This is a genomic window from Pseudomonadota bacterium (genome assembly GCA_039196715.1).
In the GTDB taxonomy this organism is placed as follows: Bacteria; Pseudomonadota; Gammaproteobacteria; order CALCKW01; family CALCKW01; genus CALCKW01.
Window position 1 is genome coordinate 22509 of the sequence record JBCCUP010000006.1, and the last position, 21881, is coordinate 44389.

A 21881-nucleotide genomic window follows, 5' to 3' on the forward strand; every position below is an offset into this window, starting at 1 on the left:
GGACGTGGCAAAGCAACGCACAGCTGGCGGAAGCGCGCTGGAGGGCCTCGGCAAATCGGCCGAGCTGCGCTCGCGCATCTTGTTTGTGCTGTTCGCCATGGTCATCTTCCGCCTCGGGTCGCACATCACCATCCCGGGTGTCGACCCCCAGGTGATGGCGGACATCTTCGAGCAGCAGCGCGGCGGCATCCTGGACATGGTGAACATGTTCGGTGGCGGTGCCTTGAGCCGGATGTCGCTCTTCGCGCTGGGTGTGATGCCGTACATCTCGGCGTCGATCATCATCCAGCTCATGAGCCACGTGATGCCGTCGCTCGAGCAGCTTCGCAAGGAAGGCGAGTCCGGCCGTCGCAAGCTCACAACCTACACCCGCTGGTTCACACTGGTGCTGGCGACCGTGCAGGCGGTCGGTGTGTGCGTGGCGTTGCAGGGTCAATCTGCCGGTCCCGCGCCGCTCGTGTACGTGCAGGGGCCGGGGTTCGTGGTCACTGCTGCGATCACGCTGGTCACGGGCACCATGTTCCTGATGTGGCTCGGCGAGCAGATCACCGAGCGTGGCATCGGAAACGGCATCTCGATCCTGATCTTCGCCGGCATCGTCGCGGGCTTGCCCGCGGCGATCGGGGGCACCCTCGAGCTGGCGCGCACCGGTGAGCTCGCGTCGATCACCGTGATCCTGCTGTTCCTCATGGCCATCGCCGTGACGGCCTTCGTGATTTTTGTCGAGCGCGGGCAGCGCCGGATCACGGTCAACTACGCCAAGCGTCAGCAGGGCCGCAAGATGATCGCAGGCCAGACCAGCCACCTGCCGCTGAAGCTGAACATGGCCGGCGTGATCCCGCCGATCTTTGCCTCGAGCATCATCCTGTTCCCGGCGACGCTCGGCCAGATGGTGGGCAACTCGGGTGGAGGCGTGTCCTGGGTCCAGTCGCTGGTGGCGACGCTCCAGCCTGGGCAACCGCTGTACATCCTGTTCTACGCCGCAGCAATCATGTTTTTCTGCTTCTTCTACACCGCGTTGATCTTCAACGCGCGTGAAACGGCAGACAACCTGAAGAAGTCGGGCGCGTTCGTGCCGGGTATTCGTCCGGGCGAACAGACCGCCAAGTTCATCGACGGTGTCATGACGCGGCTGACCCTGGTCGGCGCGCTGTACATCACCCTGGTGTGCCTGCTGCCGGAGTTCCTGATCCTGTGGTGGAACGTGCCGTTTTATTTTGGTGGCACCTCACTGCTGATCATCGTGGTGGTGGTGATGGACTTTGTCGCGCAGACGCAGTCGCACCTCCTTAGCCACCAGTACGAAGGCCTGATGAAAAAGGCCAACTTGAAAGGGTATGGCTCGCGCGGCTTGCGCTGACCCGTACCAACCTGGAGTTTTTGCATGAAAGTTCGAGCATCGGTCAAGCCGATCTGCCGCAACTGCAAGGTGATTCGTCGCCACGGTGTGGTGCGCGTGATCTGCAACACAGACTCGCGTCACAAGCAGCGTCAGGGCTGAAGACACTGTTCGTGTTGGGGCAGTCTGGACAGCGTCTGGCACCCAACTGATTGATTAACCGGTGAATCGCCTTTACAATGGGCGGTTTACGTGAATTCCGGAGTTCGGAGATGGCCCGCATAGCTGGCATCAACATTCCAGACCACAAGCACTCGTGGATCGCACTCACCTCGATCTACGGCATTGGCCGCACGCGTGCCTACAAGATTTGCGACGAGGCGGGCATCGAGCCTGCCCGCAAGATCCGCGACCTGACCGAAGACGAGGTCGAGAAGCTGCGCAACGAGGTCGCGAAATTCACCGTTGAGGGCGATCTGCGCCGCGACGTGTCCATGAACATCAAGCGCCTCATGGACCTCGGCTGCAACCGGGGCATCCGGCACCGCCGCGGCTTGCCGTTGCGCGGCCAGCGGACCAAGACCAACGCCCGCACCCGCAAGGGTCCGCGTCGGCCGATCAAGCGTTAAGGAAACTGAGCTCAGATGGCAACTCAGAGTGCAAAGAAGAAAGTCCGCAAGTCGGTGTCAGACGGCATCGCGCATGTGCATGCGTCTTTCAACAACACGATCATCATGATCACTGACCGCCAGGGCAACGCCTTGTCGTGGGCCACGTCGGGCGGCTCGGGCTTTCGTGGCTCCCGCAAGAGCACGCCGTTTGCCGCGCAGGTGGCAGCCGAGCGCGCCGGCGAGAAGGCCAAGGAATACGGCGTCAAGAACCTCGATGTCCGTGTGAACGGGCCCGGTCCGGGCCGTGACTCGGCCGTGCGCTCGTTGAACAACTGCGGTTTCAAAATTCAAAACATCGTCGACGTGACGCCCATTCCGCACAACGGATGCCGGCCGCCCAAGCGTCGTCGCGTCTAGTTTTTCTGGAGAATCTCTGTGGCTCGATACACCGGACCCAAGTGCAAACTCAGCCGCCGGGAAGGGACTGACCTCTTCCTGAAGTCTGGCCTGCGTGCGCTCGATTCCAAATGCAAGGCCGAAACGCCGCCCGGAATGCACGGTGCGAAGCGTGGCCGGGCGACCGACTACGCGCTGCAGTTGCGCGAGAAGCAGAAACTGCGTCGCATGTACGGCGTGCTGGAGCGCCAGTTCCGCAACTACTACAAGACGGCAGCGCGCCGCAAAGGCTCAACCGGTGAAAACCTGTTGCAGCTGCTCGAGTGCCGTCTGGACAATGTGGTCTACCGCATGGGCTATGCCTCGACCCGTGCCGAAGCGCGCCAGTTGGTGGCACACAAGGGCATCGTGGTCGACGGCACTGTCGTGAACATCCCGTCTTTCCAGGTTGCACCGATGCAGGCTGTGAGCGTGCGCGAGCGCGCCAAGAAGCAGACCCGTATCGCGGATGCCCTGAAGATTGCTGAACAGCGCGGTGTGCCCTCGTGGGTCGACGTTGACAGCAACAAGATGGACGGTGTTTTCAAGGCCGTACCTGAGCGCGCTGATCTGCCCGCCGAGATCAACGAATCGCTTGTGGTCGAGCTGTACTCGAAATAGGGGCTGCGACATATGGCTGCGTTTTACAAAGAATTCCTCAAACCCCGCATTGTCAACGTCAACCAGGTGTCCAGCCGTCAGGCGAAGGTCACGCTGGAACCGTTGGAACGTGGCTTTGGCCACACCCTCGGCAACGCGTTGCGCCGCATCCTGCTGTCCTCCATGCAGGGCGCCGCGATCACGGAAGTCGAGATCGACGGTGTGCTGCACGAGTACACGACGATGGAAGGGGTTCAGGAGGACGTCCTCGACATCCTGCTCAACCTCAAAGGCGTCGGCATCAAGATGCACCAGCGCGACGAAGTCGTGCTGCAGTTGCGCAAGAAAGGACCGGGCTTGGTCACAGCCGCGGACATCTCGCTCGACCATGACGTCGAGATCGTCAACCCGACCCACGAGATCTGCAACCTCACCAAGGCCGGCGAGATCAACATGACCCTCAAGGTCCGCAAGGGTCGTGGCTACGAGCCCGCCACGCAGCGTGGCCTGGAAGAGGGTGAGTCCCGTCCGGTGGGTGCGCTCCAGATCGACGCGACCTTCAGCCCGGTCTACCGGGTGGCGTACAGCGTCGAGAGTGCGCGTGTTGAACAACGCACGGACCTCGACAAGCTGGTCATCGACATCGAGACCAACGGCACGCTGGACGCGGAGGAAGCCATACGCCGAGCGGCGGCCATCCTCCAGGACCAACTGTCGGTGTTTGTCGAGCTCAGCGGCGACGAGCACGTGGAAGAAGAAGCGCCGGCAAGCGACCTCGATCCCGTGCTGTTGCGACCGGTCGACGACCTCGAGCTCACGGTGCGGTCGGCCAACTGTCTCAAGGCCGAGAACATCTACTACATCGGTGACCTCATTCAGCGCACCGAGGTGGAGCTGCTGAAAACGCCCAACCTGGGCAAGAAGTCGCTCACGGAAATCAAGGATGTGCTGGCCCAGCAGGGCCTGTCACTCGGCATGCGCCTGGACAACTGGCCGCCGCCCGAGCTGCTCAAGCAGCGTGAAGCAGGCGTCCGCTAGAACAGCGCGATCACGAACGGTACACAACGATGCGTCATCAAAAATCCGGCCGCAAATTCAACCGGAACAGCAGCCACCGTAAAGCCATGTTCCGCAACATGGCGGCGTCGCTCATCGAGCACGAGCACATCCGCACGACTTTGCCCAAGGCGAAGGAACTTCGCGGTGTGATCGAGCCCCTGATCACCATGGCCAAGAACGACAGTGTGCACACCCGCCGCTTGGCGTTTTCGCGCCTGCGTGACAAGGCCGCCGTGGGCAAGTTGTTCACTGAGCTCGGTCCGCGTTCGAAGGACCGCCCGGGCGGCTATACGCGCATCCTGAAGTGCGGCTACCGTGCTGGCGACAAGGCGCCGATGGCCATCATCGAGCTGGTGGACGAAGCGGGCAGCTGAGCCTAACCTGTTTCGCACGAAAAGCCGCCTCATCCAGGCGGCTTTTTTTGTGGCCGGGTACAGGGAATTCGGGGGTTGACGGGGCGGTGTCAGCCGGCTTTCGCGCGTTTACGTCGGGCCGCGCGCTGGCGCTTGAGGTACTGCCCGGTGTGCGAGCGCTTGACCTTCGCCACCGCGTCGGGCGTGCCCGCTGCCACGACGGTTCCGCCTTTGTCGCCGCCCTCTGGCCCGAGGTCGATGATCCAGTCGGCGCAGGCGATCACATCGAGGTTGTGTTCGATGACAACAACGCTGTTGTCGCGCGCGGTGAGCTGCTGCAGCACAGCCATGAGCTGGGCGACATCGTGGAAGTGCAAGCCCGTTGTCGGTTCGTCCAGAATGTACAGGGTGCGTCCGGTGTCGCGACGCGACAGCTCGCGCGCGAGTTTGACGCGTTGCGCCTCCCCGCCGGACAGCGTCGTGGCGCTCTGACCGAGTGTCAGGTAACCCAGGCCCACATCCAGCAGGGTGTCGAGCTTGCGTTTTATCTGTGGCACGGGGTCGAACAGCGCGCTGGCGTCCTCGATCGTCATGCCGAGCACGTCTGCGATGCTCTTGCCGCGGTAGAGAATGTCGAGCGTCTCCCGGTTGTAGCGTGCACCGCGGCAGGCGTCGCAGGGCACGTAGACGTCGGGCAGAAAGTGCATCTCGACGCGAATGACCCCGTCGCCCTGGCAGGCCTCGCAGCGTCCGCCCTTGACGTTGAAACTGAACCTGCCTGGCCCGTAGCCCCGTGAACGGGCTTCCTGAGTGCCGGAAAAGAGATCGCGGATCAGGTTGAACGCGCCGGTGTAGGTCGCCGGGTTGGAGCGCGGCGTGCGGCCGATCGGGCTCTGGTCGATGGCGATGACCTTGTCGAGGGCGTCGAGGCCCTCGAGTGTGGCGTAGGGTGCCGGTGTGCGCCGTGCGCGGTGCAGGTGCTGTGCGACGGCACGCAGCAGTGTGTCGTTGATCAGCGTGGATTTGCCGGAACCCGAGACGCCCGTGATGCAGCAGAGCGTACCGAGCGGAATGTCGATGCTGACGTCCTTGAGGTTGTTGCCGTTCGCACCCGAGAGGGTCAGGCGGTCACCGGTGCCTTTGCGCCGCTTTGCCGGCGGAGCGATCTCGCGTTGGCCGCTGAGGTATTGCGTGGTCAGCGTGTCGTGTTGCAGCAGCTCGTCGAGCGTGCCCGACGCCACCACCTCACCGCCGTGCACGCCCGCGGCGGGCCCCATGTCAACGATGTGGTCGGCGTGGCGAATCGCGTCCTCGTCGTGCTCTACCACGATGACGGTGTTGTCGAGGTCGCGCAGGCGTGAAAGCGTGGCCAGCAAGCGGTCGTTGTCCCGCTGGTGCAGGCCGATCGACGGCTCGTCCAGGACGTACATCACACCCGAGAGGCCGGCGCCGATCTGGCTGGCGAGGCGAATCCGCTGCGCTTCGCCGCCGGAGAGTGTGTCGGCGCCGCGTGCCAGGTTCAGGTAGTCGAGCCCCACGTCCACCAGAAAACCCAGTCGCTGGTCGAGCTCGCGGAGAATCTTCTCTGACACCTGTGCCCGTTGGCCGGTCAGCGCAAGCGACGCGAGGCGCGCGCGCGCGAGGTCGATCGGCAAGTCGGCGAGTGCCGGCAGGTTCAGCTCGCCGATCGTGACGTGGCGTGCCGATGCGTTCAAGCGGCTGCCGCCACAGCTGTCGCAAACCCGCTTGGCCTGGAGTTTCGCCAGCTCCTCACGCACCGGGGTGGAGCTGGTTTCCCGGTAGCGGCGGGCCAGGGTGTTGATCACGCCCTCGAAGGTGTCGGTCCGGTCGCGTTTGTCACCGCGGTCGTTGACGTAGCGGAACGTGATTTCCTCGCCATCGGAGCCGTAGAGAATGCGGTGTTGGACAGCGTCGCCGAGCTCGGCAAAGGGGGTGTCGAGATCAAAGCCGTAGTGCGTCGCCAGGCTTTGCATTTGCTGGTAGAAGTAGCCGGTTTTCTTGTCCCAGCCGCGCACTGCGCCCTCGGCTATCGACAGTGTCGGGTCTGCCACAACCCGGGCGGGGTCGAAGAACTGTTCGACGCCGAGGCCGTCGCACTGTGTGCAGGCGCCGTGCGGGCTGTTGAACGAGAACAAGCGGGGTTCCAACTCGGCCACGGCGAAGCCACACCGTGGGCAGGAGAATGTGGACGAGAATTCAAGCGCCAGGCTGTCGTCATCCATCGAGGCCACTTCAACGGTGCCCTCGGAGAGCGCCAGCGCGGTTTCAATCGACTCGGCGAGGCGCAAACGCAGGTCCTGCCGCACGCGGAAGCGGTCGACCACCGCATCGACGCTGTGCCGCCGACGACCGTCGAGCGTGGGCAGGGTGCCGTCGAGTTCCACCACCTCGCCATCGACGCGGGCGCGCAAGTACCCCTGCTGACGCAGGCTCTCCAGCGCCTGCACATGTTCACCCTTGCGGTCCTTTATGATCGGTGCGAGCAGCATCAATCGGCTGCCCTCCGGTTGTTCGAGGATGGTGTCGACCATCTGGCTTACGGTCTGCGCGGTGAGCGGCTCGCCGTGCTCGGGGCAGTGGGGCGTGCCGATGCGGGCGAACAACAAACGCAGGTAGTCGTGGATCTCGGTGATCGTGCCAACGGTGGAGCGTGGGTTGTGCGACGTGCTCTTCTGCTCGATTGCGATCGCCGGTGAGAGCCCCTCGATGTGGTCCAGGTCCGGCTTCTCCATTTGCGCCAGGAACTGGCGCGCGTAGGCGGAGAGCGACTCGACATACCGGCGTTGTCCCTCTGCGAAGATCGTGTCGAACGCCAGGGAGGACTTGCCCGAGCCCGAGGGCCCGGTGACGACCACAAGCGCGTTGCGCGGCAAATCGATGTCGACGTTCTTGAGGTTGTGCGCGCGGGCACCGCGCACCCGGATGCTGGCCATGTGTTGCCTCGACAGCGCGGGTGGGTTGGAGGGAGAGCGGGTGGTAATATACCCGGTTTACCCAATACGCCCACACTCAACCCCCATGGCCGAAGGCACCGCATTCACGCGCGACGAACGCCGAGCCGCTTCAGGCCTGGCTGCGGTGTTTGCGTGCCGCATGCTGGGGTTGTTCATGGTGCTGCCGGTGCTGAGTGTCTACGCCGACGACCTGGCCGGTGCGACACCGCTGCTGATCGGACTCGCGATCGGCATCTACGGCCTGATGCAAGGCGCGTTGCAGATCCCCTTCGGCATGGTGTCCGACCGCGTGGGGCGCAAGCCCGTGATCACCGCGGGTTTGCTGATCTTCGTGCTCGGGAGCGTCGTTGCAGCCAACTCGGATCATGTGCTCACGCTCATTCTCGGCCGAGCGCTGCAGGGCGCCGGGGCCGTGGCTGCCGCCGTGATGGCACTGGCGGCAGACCTCAGCCGTGAACGGCAACGCACCATCATGATGGCGATCCTCGGTGGCACCATCGGCCTCGCGTTCATGCTGTCGTTGGTACTCGGGCCGGCATTGGCGGCGGTGGGCGGTCTTGGGGCGGTTTTCTGGGCGGCAACCGCGCTTGGACTGGCTGCGATCGCCGTGCTTCACACCTGGGTGCCCACACCCCCCGGTGTGCCTGCGACGGGTCGCCCTGCAGCACAGCCCGCGGCCGGCCTGTCCCGGGTGATCGCGCACCCGGAACTGTGGCGGCTCGACGCCGGTGTGTTCGTGTTGCATGCGATGATGACAGCGCTGTTCGTCGCCGCGCCCCTGGCGCTGCGCGACGCGGGCATCGGCGGCGGCGACCAATGGCAGGTGTACGTGCCGGCCGTGCTCGGGTCGCTGCTGGTGCTGCTGCCGCTGGTGTACCTGGCCGAGCGGCGCGCCCGATTGCGCGCGGTGTTTCTGCTGAGCATCACCTTGCTGGCGATCACGCCCTTTGGCGTCACGCTGGCAGACGCAACCTGGCATTTCGGTGTGCTGCTCGCGGTATTCTTCGGCGCGTTCAGCGCGCTCGAAGCCGTGATGCCATCGCGGGTGAGCAAGATCGTCACGCCGGACCTCAAGGGCACTGCCCTCGGGGTCTACGCGAGCTGCCAGTTCTTCGGCGCGTTTGCGGGCGGCGTGTTGGGCGGGCTGCTGTTTGGCGCCGGCGGCGCCGTGTGGTTGTTTTCAGGCAGTGCCGCGTTGGCGCTGCTCTGGCTGGGCATTGCCTCCGGCATGTCCGGCAGCGCGAAGCCGCGCGCGGACGTCGCGGCGGCACAAGGCAATTGACCGAATACCGGGCGCCGCGTGCGCCCTTGCAATGGGAGACTACAAATGGCGAGAGGAATCAACAAGGTGATTCTGGTCGGCAACCTCGGCGCGGACCCGGAAGTGCGCTACATGCCGAGCGGTGGCGCGGTGTGCAACGTATCACTTGCCACCGCGGATTCGTGGACCGACAAACAGAGCGGGCAACGCCAGGAGCGCACCGAGTGGCACCGTGTGGTGTTTTTCAACCGACTGGCGGAGATCGCTGGCGAGTACTTGCGCAAGGGGTCCCAGGTCTACGTTGAGGGGCGCTTGCAGACCCGCAAATGGGAAAAGGACGGTATCGAGCGGTACTCGACCGAGATCGTCGCCAACGAGATGCAGATGCTCGGTGGCCGCGGCGGTGACGCGGGCGGGGCCGGGTTCGCGCCACCGCACGGCCAGTCGCGTCCGTCTCAGCCGAGCCGCGACAGCGCGCCCGCGTCGAGCCAACCTGTGCCCGAGGTCGATTTCGACGACGATATTCCGTTCTAGTGTGATCGACGTTGCAGCCTTTCAGGTGACTTTCGTCTAGATTTAAGTCTGTGCCTGTCTCATTCGGAAAGAATTGAAACACTAAACCATGCGTGACAACTTTATATTTACATCGGAATCGGTGTCAGAAGGGCACCCCGACAAGCTGTGCGACCAGGTATCGGACGCCATCCTCGATGCCATTCTGAGTGAGGACAGGCACGCTCGGGTCGCGTGCGAAACCCTGGCCAAGACCGGCATGATCGCGGTGGCGGGGGAGATCACCACCACCGCCTGGGTCGACATCGAGGCGATCGTGCGCGAGGTGGTCTGTGACATCGGTTACGACCACTCCGAGGTCGGTTTTGACGGCAACACCTGCGCGGTGCTCAATGCCATCGGCAAACAGTCACCCGACATTGCCCAGGGCGTCGATCGCGAGCGTGATGAGGAGCAGGGCGCGGGCGACCAGGGCCTGATGTTCGGCTACGCCTGCGACGAAACCGATGTGCTCATGCCCGCGCCTATCACCTACGCCCACCGCCTGGTGCAGCGTCAGGCCGAGGTGCGCAAGAACGGGCAGCTCACCTGGCTGCGCCCGGACGCCAAGAGCCAGGTGACCCTGCGCTACGAAAACGGTGAACCCGCGGGCATCGACGCGGTCGTGCTCTCGACGCAACACGCGCCTGACGTGAGCCTCAAGGACCTTCAGGAAGCGGTCATGGAGCACGTGTTGAAGCCCGTGCTCCCGGCGCAGTGGCTGGCCGCGTGTCCGCACGAGAACATCCACATCAACCCCACCGGCAATTTCGTGATCGGCGGGCCGGTTGGCGACTGCGGCCTGACCGGACGCAAGATCATCGTCGACACCTACGGCGGCATGGCACGCCATGGCGGCGGGGCCTTCTCGGGCAAGGACCCCTCCAAGGTCGATCGCTCGGCCGCCTACGCCGGGCGCTACGTGGCCAAGAACGTGGTCGCCGCCGGGCTTGCCCGGCAGTGTGAAATCCAGGTGTCCTACGCAATTGGCGTGGCGCGCCCGACGTCCATCACCGTGAACTCGTTCGGCACCGGCGCGGTCTCGGACGAGCGCATCGAAGCCCTCGTCGCCGAACACTTCGACCTTCGGCCCTACGGCATTCTCAAGATGCTCGAGCTCGAACGGCCGATCTACCGCCAGACGGCGGCCTACGGGCACTTCGGCCGCAACGACCCGGATTTCAGCTGGGAGCGCACCGACCGCGCCGCCGCCCTCAAAGATGCCGCTGGCATCGCCTGACCCTCACCGGACACAACCCCATGAGTTTTGAAGCCCCGGCCTACACCGGCCAAGCCCACATCGTGCGCGACATGGCGCTCGCTGCTTTCGGGCACAAGGAAATCGAGATTGCCGAGACGGAGATGCCGGGCCTCGTGCAGATCCGCGAAGAGTACCGTGGCGCACAGCCGCTCAAAGGCGCCCGCATTGCGGGCTCATTGCACATGACCATTCAAACGGCCGTGCTGATCCAGACCCTCGAGGCGCTCGGCGCCGACGTGCGGTGGGCGAGCTGCAACATCTTCTCGACGCAGGACCACGCCGCCGCGGCCGTGGCCGACGGGGGCACGGCGGTGTTCGCTTTCAAGGGTGAGACGCTTGACGAATACTGGGCCTACACCCACGCCATCTTCGATTGGCCGGGTGATCAGGCCAACATGATCCTCGACGACGGCGGCGACGCCACTTTGCTGCTGATCCTCGGCACCCGTGCCGAGTCCGATCCCGCGTTTCTGGAGGCGCCCGATTCCGACGAGGAGGTTGCACTCTTCAGCGCGATCAAGCAGAAGCTCGCGACCGACCCCAACTGGTATTCCACTCGACTCGCGTGCATCAAGGGCGTGACCGAAGAAACCACAACGGGTGTCAAGCGGCTTTACAGCATGCAAGCGGACGGCGAGTTGCCGTTCCCGGCCATCAACGTCAACGACTCGGTGACCAAGAGCAAGTTCGACAACCTCTACGGCTGCCGTGAATCGCTGGTCGACTCGATCAAGCGGGCAACCGACGTGATGATCGCCGGCAAGGTTGCGGTGGTGTGCGGCTACGGCGACGTCGGCAAGGGGTCGGCGCAATCGCTTCGGGGCCTCGGCGCCACCGTGATGGTCACCGAAGTCGACCCGATCTGCGCATTGCAGGCGGCGATGGAGGGCTACCGCGTTGTGCGTCTGGACGATGTCGTGGACCAGATCGATCTGGTGGTGACGACGACAGGCAACGCCAACATTGTCACCCAGGACCACATGCGCCGCATGAAGGACCAGACCATCGTCTGCAACATCGGCCACTTCGACAACGAGATCGATGTGGCGGGGTTGAAAAACTACGAGTGGCAGAACATCAAGCCGCAGGTGGACCACGTGGTCTTTCCGGACGGCAAGAAGATCATCCTGCTCGCCGAGGGCCGGCTTGTGAATCTGGCCTGCGCGACCGGACACCCGAGTTTCGTGATGTCGAATTCCTTCACGAACCAGACCCTGGCGCAGATCGAGCTGTGGCAGAACGGGGACCAGTACGGCAACGAGGTGTACATCCTGCCCAAGCACCTCGACGAGAAAGTGGCGCGCTTGCACCTTGATCGCATCGGCGCCAAGCTCACCGAGCTGACGCCCGAGCAAGCCGCGTACATCGGGGTGGACGTGAATGGCCCCTACAAGGCCGAGCACTACCGTTACTGAGCCGGTTTCGGCACGCGGATGAACAGTGGCGGTGCGCTGCGATTCGCTCTGATCGTACCGACCCTCAACGCCGGGGAGGCCTGGCCGGCGTGGCTGTCCGCGGTCGCGCAGCAGAGCCGCGCGCCCGACACCGTGCTGGTGGTCGATTCCTCGTCCACCGACGATACCGCTGTGCTCGCGTCGCAGGCGGGCTTCGACGTGGCCGTGATCGACCGGGCGGGTTTTGACCACGGTGGCACTCGGCAGCGGGCCTTTGATCGGGTGCGCGACGCCGTCGATGTCGCGGCGTTCCTGACCCAGGATGCCGAATTGGCTGACAGCACGGCGTTGGCCGCCCTGATGGCGGCGTTTGACGACCCAGGTGTGGGTTGCGCCTACGGGCGGCAGCTCGCTCGGCCGTCGCACACCGCCATCGCCCGCCACCATCGCACCTACAATTACCCGGACGAGCCCGCGCGCGTTGACGCCAGCGACCTGGAGCGCCAGGGATTGCGAGCAGCGTTCTGCTCGAATTCCTTTGCCGCCTACCGGAGCACGGCACTCTCGGCAGCGGGCGGCTTTCCGGAGTCGGTGGTTTTTGGTGAAGACATGCTCGCGGCGCTGCGCATCCTGCGGGCGGGCTACGCCAAGTGCTACGTGCCCGCCGCGTGTGTGTGGCATGCCCATGACTACACTCCACTGCAGGAGTACAAACGCTATTTCGACATGGGAGTGATGCACGCCGCTGAGACGGAGCTGCACAGCCTGCGCGGCGGCGCCGGGGCCAGCGGTCGTGCGTTCGTGCGGTCGGAAATCCGGGCGGTGGCCGGCAGCAACCCGCTGACCGCCTTCGCATTGGTATGTCGAAACGGCCTGCGGTATCTCGGCTACCGGATCGGTCTCCGGGCGCAACGCCTGCCCGCGTTCGTGAAGCGCGCCATGACGATGAACAAAGCCTATTTCACAACCGGAGCGGAACGAAGGTGAACGCGGACCGTTCAATGTGGAGCACCCGACCTGCGACGCGGCCGAGCGCCTCGGTTGATGGCATCCGGACGCGTCGGGAGCGGCAGGCATGAAGGTGTTGGTGACGGGTGGGTGTGGGTTCATCGGCTCTGCCGTGGTTCGCCTGCTGACAACCGACGCGGGCTACGCAGTCTGCAACCTCGACAAGCTGACCTACTCCGGTGACCCGAGTACCGTCGAAACCGTGGTGTCCAACCCCCGCTACCGATTCGTGCAGGGCGACATCGGTGATGCAGCGTCGCTGGCTGCGCTGTTGGCGCAGTTCCAGCCGGACGCCGTGATGCACGTGGCGGCCGAGACCCACGTCGACCGGTCGATCACCGGGCCGCGCGTGTTCATCGAGACCAACGTGGTCGGTACCTACACGCTGTTGGAGCAGTGCCACCGGTATTGGCAGTCGTTGAGCGGGGCGCAGCGGGCGCAGTTCCGTTTCGTTCACGTCTCCACCGACGAGGTGTTCGGTGCGCTGGGCGAGAGCGGCGAGTTCAGCGAGCACAGCCGGTACCAGCCGAATTCACCCTACTCGGCCAGCAAGGCGGCGTCGGATCACCTGGTGCGCGCCTGGCACAGCACCTACGGTTTTCCGGCGCTGGTCACGAACTGCTCCAACAACTACGGCCCCTACCAGTACCCCGAAAAGCTGATCCCGTTGATGGTGCAGAACGCGCTGTCGGGTCAGCCTTTGCCGGTGTATGGTTCGGGCTTGCAAATACGCGACTGGCTTCACGTCGAGGACCATGCTGCTGCGCTCCACGCTGTCCTCTGCCGCGGTCGTGTGGGGGAGTCCTACAACATCGGCGGCAGCGCCGAGCGACGCAACATCGATGTCGTGCAGGCGGTCTGCGCTGCGCTGGATGCCAAGGCCCCACGTCCTTCAGGGTCCTACGAGGCGCTGATCACCCACGTGACAGACCGGCTCGGACACGACTTTCGCTATGCTGTCTGCACCGACAAGATTGCCGTTGAATTGGGGTGGACCCCCTCGAGAAGCTTCGAATCCGGGTTGAGTGACACCATCGACTGGTACCTCGGCAATCAGCGCTGGCTCGAGCACATCGCTGGCAAGCGCGAGCAGGGGGCCGGAACCGGATGAAAGGCATCGTCCTCGCCGGTGGCTCCGGTACGCGCTTGTACCCGATCACGCAAGGCGTATCGAAACAGCTGTTGCCGATCTACGACAAGCCGATGATCTACCACCCGTTGTCCGTGCTGATGCTCGCCGGCATCCGGGACATCCTGATCATCTCGACACCCGCTGACCTGCCGAACTACGAAAAACTGCTCGGCAATGGCGCACAGTTCGGCGTGTCGCTCGCCTACGCCGAGCAGCCGAGCCCCGATGGCCTGGCACAAGCCTTCCTGATCGGCCGGGATTTCATTGGTGCAGACAGTGTCTGCCTGGTGCTCGGTGACAACATCTTCTACGGCGACGGTTTCTCGGAGAAACTCACGGCGGCCTCGTCGTCGACGCACGGGGCCACGGTGTTCGCGTGCTGGGTGAGGGACCCGAACCGTTTCGGCGTCGTCGACGTGGATCCCGGGGGTCGTGTCTGCTCGATCGAAGAGAAACCGGCGATGCCCAAGTCGAACTACGCGGTCACAGGGTTGTATTTCTACGACAACCGTGTGATCGAGATCGCGGAGTCGCTCGAGCCGTCCGAGCGCGGCGAGTTGGAAATCACCGCGGTCAACAACGCCTACCTGGCGTCGGGCGACCTGCAGGTCGTGCGACTCGGGCGGGGTTTCACCTGGCTCGATGCCGGCACCCACGACAGCCTGCTCGAAGCGAGTCAGTTCGTGCAGACGATCGAACACCGGCAGGGGCTCAAGGTCGCGTGTCTGGAAGAGATCGCCTTTACCCAGGGCTGGATTGACGCCAAGGAACTCGCGGTGCGTGCCGACAGCATGGGCAGCACGGGCTACGCACACTACCTGCAACGTCTGGCCGACGGAACCGAAGCCCGATGAGGGTGCTGATCACCGGCGGCGACGGCCAACTCGGGCACAGCCTGCGGCGTGAGACCGCAGACCTGTCGTGGTCGGTGACGGTCTGCAACCGAACTGAACTCGACATCACCGATGCCGCACGCGTCGACGCCGCCGTGGCCGAGCTGCAACCGCAGCTCGTCATCAACGCGGCGGCCTACACGGCGGTCGACCGGGCCGAATCCGAGCGTGAGGCCGCGTTTGCGGTGAACGCCCACGGTGCCGGACACCTGGCGCAGGCGGCAGCAGCCGTCGGGGCAGCGTGTTTCCACGTGTCGACCGACTACGTGTTCTCGGGCGAGAGCGACACGGCCTACCGCGAGACCGATGCACCCGCGCCATGCGGGGTCTACGGCGAAAGCAAACTCGCGGGGGAAGTGGCGGTGGCTGAAGCCAACCCGCACCACCTGATCCTGCGCACCGCCTGGGTGTTCAGCGAGCAGGGTGCCAATTTCGTCAAGGCCATGCTGCGGCTGGGGCAGGCCCGGGACGAGCTTGGCGTGGTCGACGATCAGGTCGGTGGGCCGACCTACGCCGGCGACATCGCACGCACACTGATCACGCTGGCGCACCGTGTCCACGCTGACGACGCCAAAGACACCTTGGCCGCGTTCCCTTGGGGCACCTACCACTATTGCGGACTGCCCTACGTGAGCTGGCACGGCTTCGCCACCGCCATTTTCGAGCGCGTGGCTGCCCGCGGCCTGTTTGACGTCCCGACGGTTCGGTCGATCACGACAGCCGAGTACCCGACCGCCGCGCGCAGGCCGGCAAATTCCCGCCTGGACACACACGAACTGACGCAGGCCTTCGGGATCCAGCCCGGCGACTGGGCCGCTGCGCTGGACCCGATCGACCGCTTTCTGGTGGCCCGGTCATGAACGTGGTCGACACCGCGATCGACGCCGTCAAGATCCTCGAACCCCGGGTGTTCGAAGACGAGCGGGGCTGTTTCTTCGAGAGTTTCAATCTGCGGCGGTTTCGCGAGTGCGTCGACCCGTCGGTCGAGTTCGTCCAGGACAACCATTCCGTCTCCAACCGCGGCGTGCTTCGCGGCTTGCACTTTCAGGCATCGCACCCGCAGGGCAAGCTCGTGCGCGTGGTGGCCGGTGCGGTGTTCGACGTCGCGGTCGACATCCGCCGCGACTCGCCGCACTTCGGCCAGTGGGTCGGCGAGACCCTGTCCGCCGAGAACCGACGGCAACTCTGGGTGCCCGGCGGCTTCGCCCACGGGTTCCTCACCCTCAGCGACACCGCGCATTTTCTGTACAAAACAACCGAATACTACTACCCGGATGACGAACGGTGCATCGTATGGGACGATACTGACATTGCCATTGAGTGGCCCATGGACGCTGATCCAGTGCTATCTGACAAGGATCGCCAGGCTCCCACACTCGCCCAGCAGTTCGATACACCATGAGCGCGCCCGTTAGAACCGTGCGAGCTGGCGCCCAGTATCCAGCATCGGTCACGTCGTTGTACGCCAGTGGCGTGCAACACAGACAACTTGTTTGGGATTTGAGCAAACGTGCTGTGTCGGCGCGGTACCGTGGGTCCCTGTTGGGTATCGCCTGGTCGCTGATCACACCGATATTGATGCTTGCCGTGTACACCTTTGTGTTTTCCGTGGTGTTTCAGGCGCGTTGGGGCAGTATCGGTGAGGCAGAAAACCGATTTGATTTTGCCATGCTACTGTTTGCAGGCTTGGTCACGCACGCGTTTCTCGCCGAGGTCCTCAACCGCTCTACACGCCTGATCAGCGGCAATGCCAACTACGTTAAGAAAGTGGTGTTTCCACTCGAAATATTGCCGGTTGTCGAAGCCATTTCCGCGCTCTTTCAGCTGTGTCTCGGTGTCACTGTGCTGCTGGTGCTTCACGCGATCGTGTACCAGACAGCCTACCCAACCGTACTGTTCATGCCGGTCGTGCTGTTGCCCTTTTGTGTGCTCGCGGTGGGTTTGGCGTGGTTGTTCGCATCCGTGACAGTGTTCGTGCGAGACCTAGAGCAAGTCATGCCGCTACTCACCATGGTGCTTTTGTTCCTCGCTCCCATTTTCTATCCCATCACAGCAGTGCCGGAGGGGTTTCGGGGCTGGATTATGCTCAACCCGCTGACTTTCGTTGTTGATCAGGTGCGCCGCGTCACACTTCTCGGCTTGCCACCGGATTGGAGCGGCCTGGCAGTGTACTCGGTTATCGCCGTGCTGATTGCATGGCTTGGTTATCGGGTGTTCCAGTCTCTGCGGCGGGGCTTTGCAGATGTTGTCTGACAACCTCGCCATTCGGGTCTCTAACGTCGAAAAGCACTACCGAGTCTATGCATCAGTGAGCGATCGGGTGAAGCAACGGATCGCGCCCGGACTGCGTGCGCGACTTGGCGCTCACACTGGAGACTACTTCGCCGAATTCAGTGCGCTCAAAAGGGTGTCTTTTGAGGTTGGGCGAGGCGAAACGGTGGGCATCATCGGCCGAAACGGTTCTGGCAAGTCAACGCTGCTGCAGATTATCTGTGGCACACTCGAGCCGAGTGCGGGCGAAGTGCTGACTCGAGGCCGCATTGCTGCGCTGCTCGAGCTCGGTTCCGGATTCAACCCCGATTTCAGTGGTGTCGAGAATGTCTTTCTGAATGCCTCCATACTCGGCATCCCGCGCTCAGAGATCGAGAATAAGTTCGACGACATCGCCAGTTTTGCAAACATCGGTGATTTCCTGTACCAGCCCGTCAAGAATTACTCGAGCGGTATGGTTGTCAGGCTTGCGTTTGCGGTGCAATCCCAGGTCGACCCGGATATTCTCGTTGTAGACGAAGCCCTGGCTGTAGGTGATGCGAAGTTTCAAGCCAAGTGCTACGACCGATTACGCCAGCTTCAGGAGGGTGGGGCAAGCGTGTTGTTGGTGACACACTCCCACGAGCAAATCCTCACACACTGTGCGTCGGCGCTGCTGCTCGAGAAAGGTGTGAAGATCGCACACGGCGACCCGAAAACAGTGGTAAATCGCTACTTGGATCGCATGTTTGGTAGTCCACAGAGCTCGCCCGATCGAAAGCCCGACAGGGCGTCAGCGAGGACTGTCGATATCAACGTGGCGTCCCCTGCAAAGCTGAACCTCGATGAGGACAGCTTTGCAACACGGCCGAATTACAACGTTGAGGAGTATCGCTGGGGCGACAAACGCGCGCTGATACAGGACTACCATATTGCCTCGCTCGGCCAATCCAACCCGGCAACAGTGCAACAAGGCGCAGAGATCGTTCTGGACGTGGCTGTTCAGTTCTGTTCGCGCATCCTCGACCCCATATTTGGTATCACGGTAAGGAACACCGAGGGCGTGTTCGTTTACGGCACCAATTCACAAGCCCTCGCTGAGACCAGTCTGACTGGCGTCTACGACACCGGCCAGGGCGTGTTCGTGCGGTTGAGCTTCCAATGCGTGCTAGCACCGGGCGATTACTTCCTATCGCTCGGCGTCGCATCCACGGTTGGCAGCGAGATTGTGCCGCATGATCGGCGGTACAATTCGATCCATGTCCATGTGGTCGGTGACACGGCGTACTCGGGCCTGGTCAACTTGCAATTGCACATGCAGTCGTCGGAAGCGCGTTGTGAAGTCACATCTTGAGGACAAGGGCTACGGTCTCGACCCGGACACCGGAATTTGGAGACGACCGGGATACCAAGGCATTCCCTACAACGATGGCGACGCGGTAGAAAGTGCGATTGAGCGTATTCTGGCCGATGCTGAAAACGTGTCCTTGGGTTCAGTCGAGTTGCGTAGGCAGTGTGTTGATTGGCCCACGCTCTACCACTTCAGTGGCACACGTGCGAACGTGGTGCGGCCGCTCGAGTCTCTGTTCAAGGGTGATGTACTCGAAGTGGGTTCTGGCTGTGGTGCCATCACGCGCTACCTCGGTGAAACGGGTGCACGGGTCACCGCACTCGAGGGCAGTCTCCGACGGGCACGCATCACGCGCCTGCGCACGCGCGATCTGGCCAATGTCACTGTCATCGCCGAGAACATCAAACAGTTCGAGACGACTGCGCGATTCGATGTCGTCACGCTGATCGGAGTGCTCGAGTATGCGAATCTGTTTTTTGGCAGCGCGACCGGCTGCCATGAACTGCTTGAACGATTGTCTTCCCTGTTGAAACCTGGCGGATGTCTGGTCGTTGCAATTGAGAACCAGCTCGGATTGAAGTACTTTTCCGGTGGTCACGAGGACCACCTCGCAGAAGCGATGGTCGGCCTTGAGGACCGGTATGAGCCGGAGGGGGTTCGTACCTTCGGCAGGCGCGCGTTGGCCGAACTGCTCGCCGACGCGGGATTGGTTAGCGTGGAATTTCTCTACCCCTTTCCCGACTACAAGTTGTCCCAGGCGGTGATTACCGAAGCCGGTTTCTCTGATCCGGTTTTCGACCCACTGCCGTTGATCTGCGGCGCGCGAGACACGCACACGCGACGAGATGTACCCGCAGCGTTCTTCACCAACCTTGTTTGGCCGCAGATCTTGCAGAACGGTCTCGGCGGCGTCATGTCCAATTCTTTCGTGGCAGTTGCGTCACGTGGTGACGTTGAGGCCGTCGAGCCTGGGCTTCTCGCCGTTCACTACAGTACCTCCAGACAACCTTCGCTCTGCAAACGGGCCGACTTTCGACGCACGCGCGATGGTGTCCAGGTCGAATCTCACCGGCTCAATGGCAATCAGGCTGCGCAGACGCTGTCACTAGAGGAAGGTCACGTGAGCCACCAGCTCACGCCATGCGAGCGTTACCATGCAGGCACCCTGTTGTCCGATCAGATCCACCATTGCGTAAGCCGTGCTGGGTGGCGACTCGATGAATTGGCAGCCGTTTTTTCGGCCTACCTCGGCCATGTCGATGAGGTCATGGCGGCGCGTAGAGTTGCGTGCTCGTCTGAGAATGTGCCCGGCGAACTTATGGATCTGGTACCGCAGAATCTGATTGTCGATGCGACCGGTCACGCCCAGCCGTTTGATTTGGAGTGGGTGTGTGACGCCCCCCTGCCACGCGCATACCTTTTTTTCAGAGCCGTTTTTGTGAGCTTGTGCGCGCTGGTTCACACTGCACCGGCCGCAGCAGGCGAACCGCAAAGTTGGCGTAGCATCACGCTCGAGTTAGCACGCCGATGCGGAATCGAGCTTAACGAGCGCACGTATCTTGTGTACCTCGAGCGCGAATTCGCCTTTCAGCGAGCGGTATCCGGCCTGGCGCCAGGGTCACTGCTGGACGCGTTCGACCGCGTGATGCCTGTTAAACACCGTGCAGACCAGGTTCTCCGTGGGTTGCCTGAAGGCCTTGATCTCGCTGCGGAGCGAACCGCTCAAAGGGCGCGTATCGATGCATTAGAATCGGCCTTGAGAACGCTCGAGTCGAGTGCCTCGTGGCGGCTGACGGCGCCGCTCAGACGGCTGGCGCGGCATGCAAGGCACGTGCAGCACCGGTTTTTTCAATTGGCTCGGACGGGGCTGAGGCGGGCCCATGAGTCCCTCTGGATACCGGCGGTTTTGGACAGTTACATCGCGCAAGCCCGGCAGCGCAGACAGTTCAAGTGGGTACCACAGACTGCGGATGAGGCGACGCTCGATGGTGTGTTACAGATACCCGCCGACGTACCGATTGCAGCTGAGCGTGATCGAACGGATGTGTTCCTCTGGGCCGAGGCAGACTGGCCAGTCAGCAGCTGTCGCACGCGACAGCTCGCGCTGGGCATGGCGGCACGGGGTCACCGCGTTTTTCACGTGTCCGCCGTGGTTCGTGCTGCAAACAGACCTGGGTTCGATGCAAGTCGGGTCGAGGGCACGAACCGACTTTACACACTGACTGTTCGCTTGCCTTCGTCCGCCGACGTCAAACAGGGTGGCTTGCCAAGCCCGACGTTGACGCAACTCATGGCGACCACGCGGAAAGTCTGCGACTGGGCGCAATCGGAACGCAGGTTGTCCCTGGTGACCCACGCGGGATGGGGGCAGGTTGCAGTCTGTTGGCCGGATGGGGTCACCGTCTACGACCGGGTGATGCGTTTGCACACGGCGTCAGCCTCTTCGCAACTCGGTGCTCTTGACCGTGAGTTGATGTGTCTGGCTGACCTGACGGTGTCGTCCACGGAGCTTATGGCGCAGGATGCCGAGACGTGCGCACGCGCGTCTCTGCTGTTAAGGGATGCGGCAGACGATCAGCTCCTCGGCGTCAACCCGATTGATGTGGTCACACATTCCACAGCGCGAAAGGCGATCGGCTGCGTCGGCCCTGTCGATGACGCGTTCGATATCGAGTTGATCGATCGCATTGCGCACCGGTTTCCAGAGTGTGATGTCTACGTTTTCGACGAGGGCTGCGGCGACTGCTCGGACGCCTTTCTCGCCAATCCGAATGTGGTGTACCAGAGTGGCATCTCGGCCAGTGAAACGGCGAACCAACTGCAATGTGTGGACGTGTGCATCGCGCCAATGCGCGTCACGCGGAACGCATTGACCGTGAGTCCCACCCAGCTGCTTACGTACTTGTGCCTGGGAAAACCGGTGGTCGCAACAGATTTACCCGAGATGCAGTTTTATGCTGACGTCATTGACATTGCGGCTGACCACGCGGCATTCCTTCAGGCCTTGGCGTCGTGTTTGTCACATCCTGAGGACGATGGGGCGCGCGCGCGGCGGGTCGCGTTTGGCCGTGAACAACGTTGGAGCGACCGTGTCTCACTGCTGATGTCTCGGGTCGAAGTACTGCAACGTCCGCTAGTGGTTGCCAAGGCGTCTCGGTCCGAGACAGCGTTAACGCAACCGCCGGTTTGCAGCTGAGCGCGCAGATTCCCCGGCACGACTCGTTAAACGTTGCACTCAGCGTGAACCGCCCGATCGGGTACGCTCTTTTTTCGACTGTCGGTGGTGCGGGCCCGGTTGCGCCAAAATCCCGGCGCTTTGATGTGATGGTGACAGCCGAGGTGGCTTGGCATTCAGCGTGTGCAGGCGTTGTTAGGCAGCTATGATGTTGTACGATAGGGCAGTCGGA

20 protein-coding genes are annotated in these 21881 nt (G+C 62.9%); 19 read left to right on the top strand and 1 reads right to left on the bottom strand.

Annotation, left to right across the window (positions count from 1 at the left end; genetic code table 11):
• Positions 1–4: 4 nt before the first annotated feature.
• The 7 genes from secY to rplQ all read left to right on the top strand — a co-directional run bounded on the left by secY (position 5) and on the right by rplQ (position 4418).
• The gene (gene secY, locus AAGA11_04120; protein ID MEM9602022.1) at positions 5–1360 is read left to right on the top strand and encodes a preprotein translocase subunit SecY; all 1356 of its coding nucleotides are present in this window, start codon (positions 5–7) and stop codon (positions 1358–1360) included.
• A gap of 24 nt (positions 1361–1384) precedes the next feature.
• Positions 1385–1501 (top strand): 50S ribosomal protein L36, encoded by a 117-nt coding sequence (gene rpmJ / locus AAGA11_04125; GenBank protein MEM9602023.1) that lies wholly within the window; start codon positions 1385–1387, stop codon positions 1499–1501.
• A 110-nt stretch (positions 1502–1611) separates the two neighbouring features.
• Positions 1612–1968, top strand: a complete 357-nt coding sequence (gene rpsM, locus AAGA11_04130; GenBank protein MEM9602024.1) for a 30S ribosomal protein S13 — start codon at positions 1612–1614, stop codon at positions 1966–1968.
• A gap of 15 nt (positions 1969–1983) precedes the next feature.
• On the top strand, positions 1984–2367 hold the full coding sequence (gene rpsK / locus AAGA11_04135; protein MEM9602025.1) for a 30S ribosomal protein S11: 384 nt from the start codon (positions 1984–1986) through the stop codon (positions 2365–2367).
• An 18-nt stretch (positions 2368–2385) separates the two neighbouring features.
• Positions 2386–3006: a 30S ribosomal protein S4 gene (gene rpsD / locus AAGA11_04140; protein ID MEM9602026.1), complete on the top strand. Its 621-nt coding sequence runs from the start codon at positions 2386–2388 to the stop codon at positions 3004–3006.
• 12 nt (positions 3007–3018) lie between these two features.
• A complete protein-coding gene (rpoA, locus tag AAGA11_04145; protein MEM9602027.1) occupies positions 3019–4023 on the top strand; it encodes a DNA-directed RNA polymerase subunit alpha in 1005 nt (334 codons plus the stop codon).
• Positions 4024–4052: 29 nt separating this feature from the next.
• Positions 4053–4418, top strand: coding sequence for a 50S ribosomal protein L17 (gene rplQ, locus AAGA11_04150; protein MEM9602028.1), 366 nt, complete (start codon positions 4053–4055; stop codon positions 4416–4418).
• 89 nt (positions 4419–4507) lie between these two features.
• On the opposite strand, the gene uvrA is transcribed toward rplQ, so the two are convergent.
• On the bottom strand, positions 4508–7351 hold the full coding sequence (uvrA, locus tag AAGA11_04155; GenBank protein MEM9602029.1) for an excinuclease ABC subunit UvrA: 2844 nt from the start codon (positions 7349–7351) through the stop codon (positions 4508–4510).
• Between the two features lie 85 nt (positions 7352–7436).
• Here uvrA and AAGA11_04160 point away from each other — a divergent pair, with 85 nt between their 5' ends.
• From AAGA11_04160 to AAGA11_04215, 12 genes are all read left to right on the top strand, one after another.
• A complete protein-coding gene (locus AAGA11_04160; GenBank protein ID MEM9602030.1) occupies positions 7437–8654 on the top strand; it encodes an MFS transporter in 1218 nt (405 codons plus the stop codon).
• A gap of 45 nt (positions 8655–8699) precedes the next feature.
• Positions 8700–9167: a single-stranded DNA-binding protein gene (gene ssb / locus AAGA11_04165; protein MEM9602031.1), complete on the top strand. Its 468-nt coding sequence runs from the start codon at positions 8700–8702 to the stop codon at positions 9165–9167.
• A gap of 88 nt (positions 9168–9255) precedes the next feature.
• Positions 9256–10425, top strand: a complete 1170-nt coding sequence (gene metK, locus AAGA11_04170) for a methionine adenosyltransferase (GenBank protein ID MEM9602032.1) — start codon at positions 9256–9258, stop codon at positions 10423–10425.
• Between the two features lie 20 nt (positions 10426–10445).
• A complete protein-coding gene (gene ahcY / locus AAGA11_04175) occupies positions 10446–11861 on the top strand; it encodes an adenosylhomocysteinase (protein ID MEM9602033.1) in 1416 nt (471 codons plus the stop codon).
• A gap of 18 nt (positions 11862–11879) precedes the next feature.
• Positions 11880–12827, top strand: coding sequence for a glycosyltransferase (locus AAGA11_04180; GenBank protein ID MEM9602034.1), 948 nt, complete (start codon positions 11880–11882; stop codon positions 12825–12827).
• 88 nt (positions 12828–12915) lie between these two features.
• Positions 12916–13959, top strand: coding sequence for a dTDP-glucose 4,6-dehydratase (rfbB, locus tag AAGA11_04185; GenBank protein MEM9602035.1), 1044 nt, complete (start codon positions 12916–12918; stop codon positions 13957–13959).
• Positions 13956–14834: a glucose-1-phosphate thymidylyltransferase RfbA gene (gene rfbA, locus AAGA11_04190; GenBank protein MEM9602036.1), complete on the top strand. Its 879-nt coding sequence runs from the start codon at positions 13956–13958 to the stop codon at positions 14832–14834. Before rfbB ends, rfbA begins: the two co-directional genes overlap by 4 nt.
• Complete coding sequence (gene rfbD, locus AAGA11_04195) at positions 14831–15733, top strand: dTDP-4-dehydrorhamnose reductase (protein MEM9602037.1); 903 nt, start codon at positions 14831–14833, stop codon at positions 15731–15733. The genes rfbA and rfbD overlap by 4 nt, the downstream gene beginning before the upstream one ends.
• On the top strand, positions 15730–16275 hold the full coding sequence (gene rfbC, locus AAGA11_04200) for a dTDP-4-dehydrorhamnose 3,5-epimerase (protein ID MEM9602038.1): 546 nt from the start codon (positions 15730–15732) through the stop codon (positions 16273–16275). The genes rfbD and rfbC overlap by 4 nt, the downstream gene beginning before the upstream one ends.
• Positions 16272–17126, top strand: a complete 855-nt coding sequence (locus tag AAGA11_04205) for an ABC transporter permease (protein MEM9602039.1) — start codon at positions 16272–16274, stop codon at positions 17124–17126. Before rfbC ends, AAGA11_04205 begins: the two co-directional genes overlap by 4 nt.
• Positions 17116–18477: an ABC transporter ATP-binding protein gene (locus tag AAGA11_04210; GenBank protein ID MEM9602040.1), complete on the top strand. Its 1362-nt coding sequence runs from the start codon at positions 17116–17118 to the stop codon at positions 18475–18477. The genes AAGA11_04205 and AAGA11_04210 overlap by 11 nt, the downstream gene beginning before the upstream one ends.
• Positions 18461–21670 (top strand): methyltransferase, encoded by a 3210-nt coding sequence (locus AAGA11_04215; GenBank protein ID MEM9602041.1) that lies wholly within the window; start codon positions 18461–18463, stop codon positions 21668–21670. Before AAGA11_04210 ends, AAGA11_04215 begins: the two co-directional genes overlap by 17 nt.
• The last annotated feature ends 211 nt before the right edge of the window (positions 21671–21881 follow it).

What these genes read in the sequence shown, in the direction of transcription:
- rpmJ (MEM9602023.1), top strand. Translation starts at nt 1,385, where the DNA reads ATGAAAGTTCGAGCATCGGTCAAGCCGATCTGCCGCAACTGCAAGGTG.
- rpsM (MEM9602024.1), top strand. Translation starts at nt 1,612, where the DNA reads ATGGCCCGCATAGCTGGCATCAACATTCCAGACCACAAGCACTCGTGG.
- rpsK (MEM9602025.1), top strand. Translation starts at nt 1,984, where the DNA reads ATGGCAACTCAGAGTGCAAAGAAGAAAGTCCGCAAGTCGGTGTCAGAC.
- rpoA (MEM9602027.1), top strand. Translation starts at nt 3,019, where the DNA reads ATGGCTGCGTTTTACAAAGAATTCCTCAAACCCCGCATTGTCAACGTC.
- rplQ (MEM9602028.1), top strand. Translation starts at nt 4,053, where the DNA reads ATGCGTCATCAAAAATCCGGCCGCAAATTCAACCGGAACAGCAGCCAC.
- uvrA (MEM9602029.1), bottom strand. Translation starts at nt 7,351, where the DNA reads ATGGCCAGCATCCGGGTGCGCGGTGCCCGCGCGCACAACCTCAAGAAC.
- AAGA11_04160 (MEM9602030.1), top strand. Translation starts at nt 7,437, where the DNA reads ATGGCCGAAGGCACCGCATTCACGCGCGACGAACGCCGAGCCGCTTCA.
- ssb (MEM9602031.1), top strand. Translation starts at nt 8,700, where the DNA reads ATGGCGAGAGGAATCAACAAGGTGATTCTGGTCGGCAACCTCGGCGCG.
- metK (MEM9602032.1), top strand. Translation starts at nt 9,256, where the DNA reads ATGCGTGACAACTTTATATTTACATCGGAATCGGTGTCAGAAGGGCAC.
- ahcY (MEM9602033.1), top strand. Translation starts at nt 10,446, where the DNA reads ATGAGTTTTGAAGCCCCGGCCTACACCGGCCAAGCCCACATCGTGCGC.
- AAGA11_04180 (MEM9602034.1), top strand. Translation starts at nt 11,880, where the DNA reads ATGAACAGTGGCGGTGCGCTGCGATTCGCTCTGATCGTACCGACCCTC.
- rfbB (MEM9602035.1), top strand. Translation starts at nt 12,916, where the DNA reads ATGAAGGTGTTGGTGACGGGTGGGTGTGGGTTCATCGGCTCTGCCGTG.
- rfbA (MEM9602036.1), top strand. Translation starts at nt 13,956, where the DNA reads ATGAAAGGCATCGTCCTCGCCGGTGGCTCCGGTACGCGCTTGTACCCG.
- rfbD (MEM9602037.1), top strand. Translation starts at nt 14,831, where the DNA reads ATGAGGGTGCTGATCACCGGCGGCGACGGCCAACTCGGGCACAGCCTG.
- rfbC (MEM9602038.1), top strand. Translation starts at nt 15,730, where the DNA reads ATGAACGTGGTCGACACCGCGATCGACGCCGTCAAGATCCTCGAACCC.
- AAGA11_04205 (MEM9602039.1), top strand. Translation starts at nt 16,272, where the DNA reads ATGAGCGCGCCCGTTAGAACCGTGCGAGCTGGCGCCCAGTATCCAGCA.
- AAGA11_04210 (MEM9602040.1), top strand. Translation starts at nt 17,116, where the DNA reads ATGTTGTCTGACAACCTCGCCATTCGGGTCTCTAACGTCGAAAAGCAC.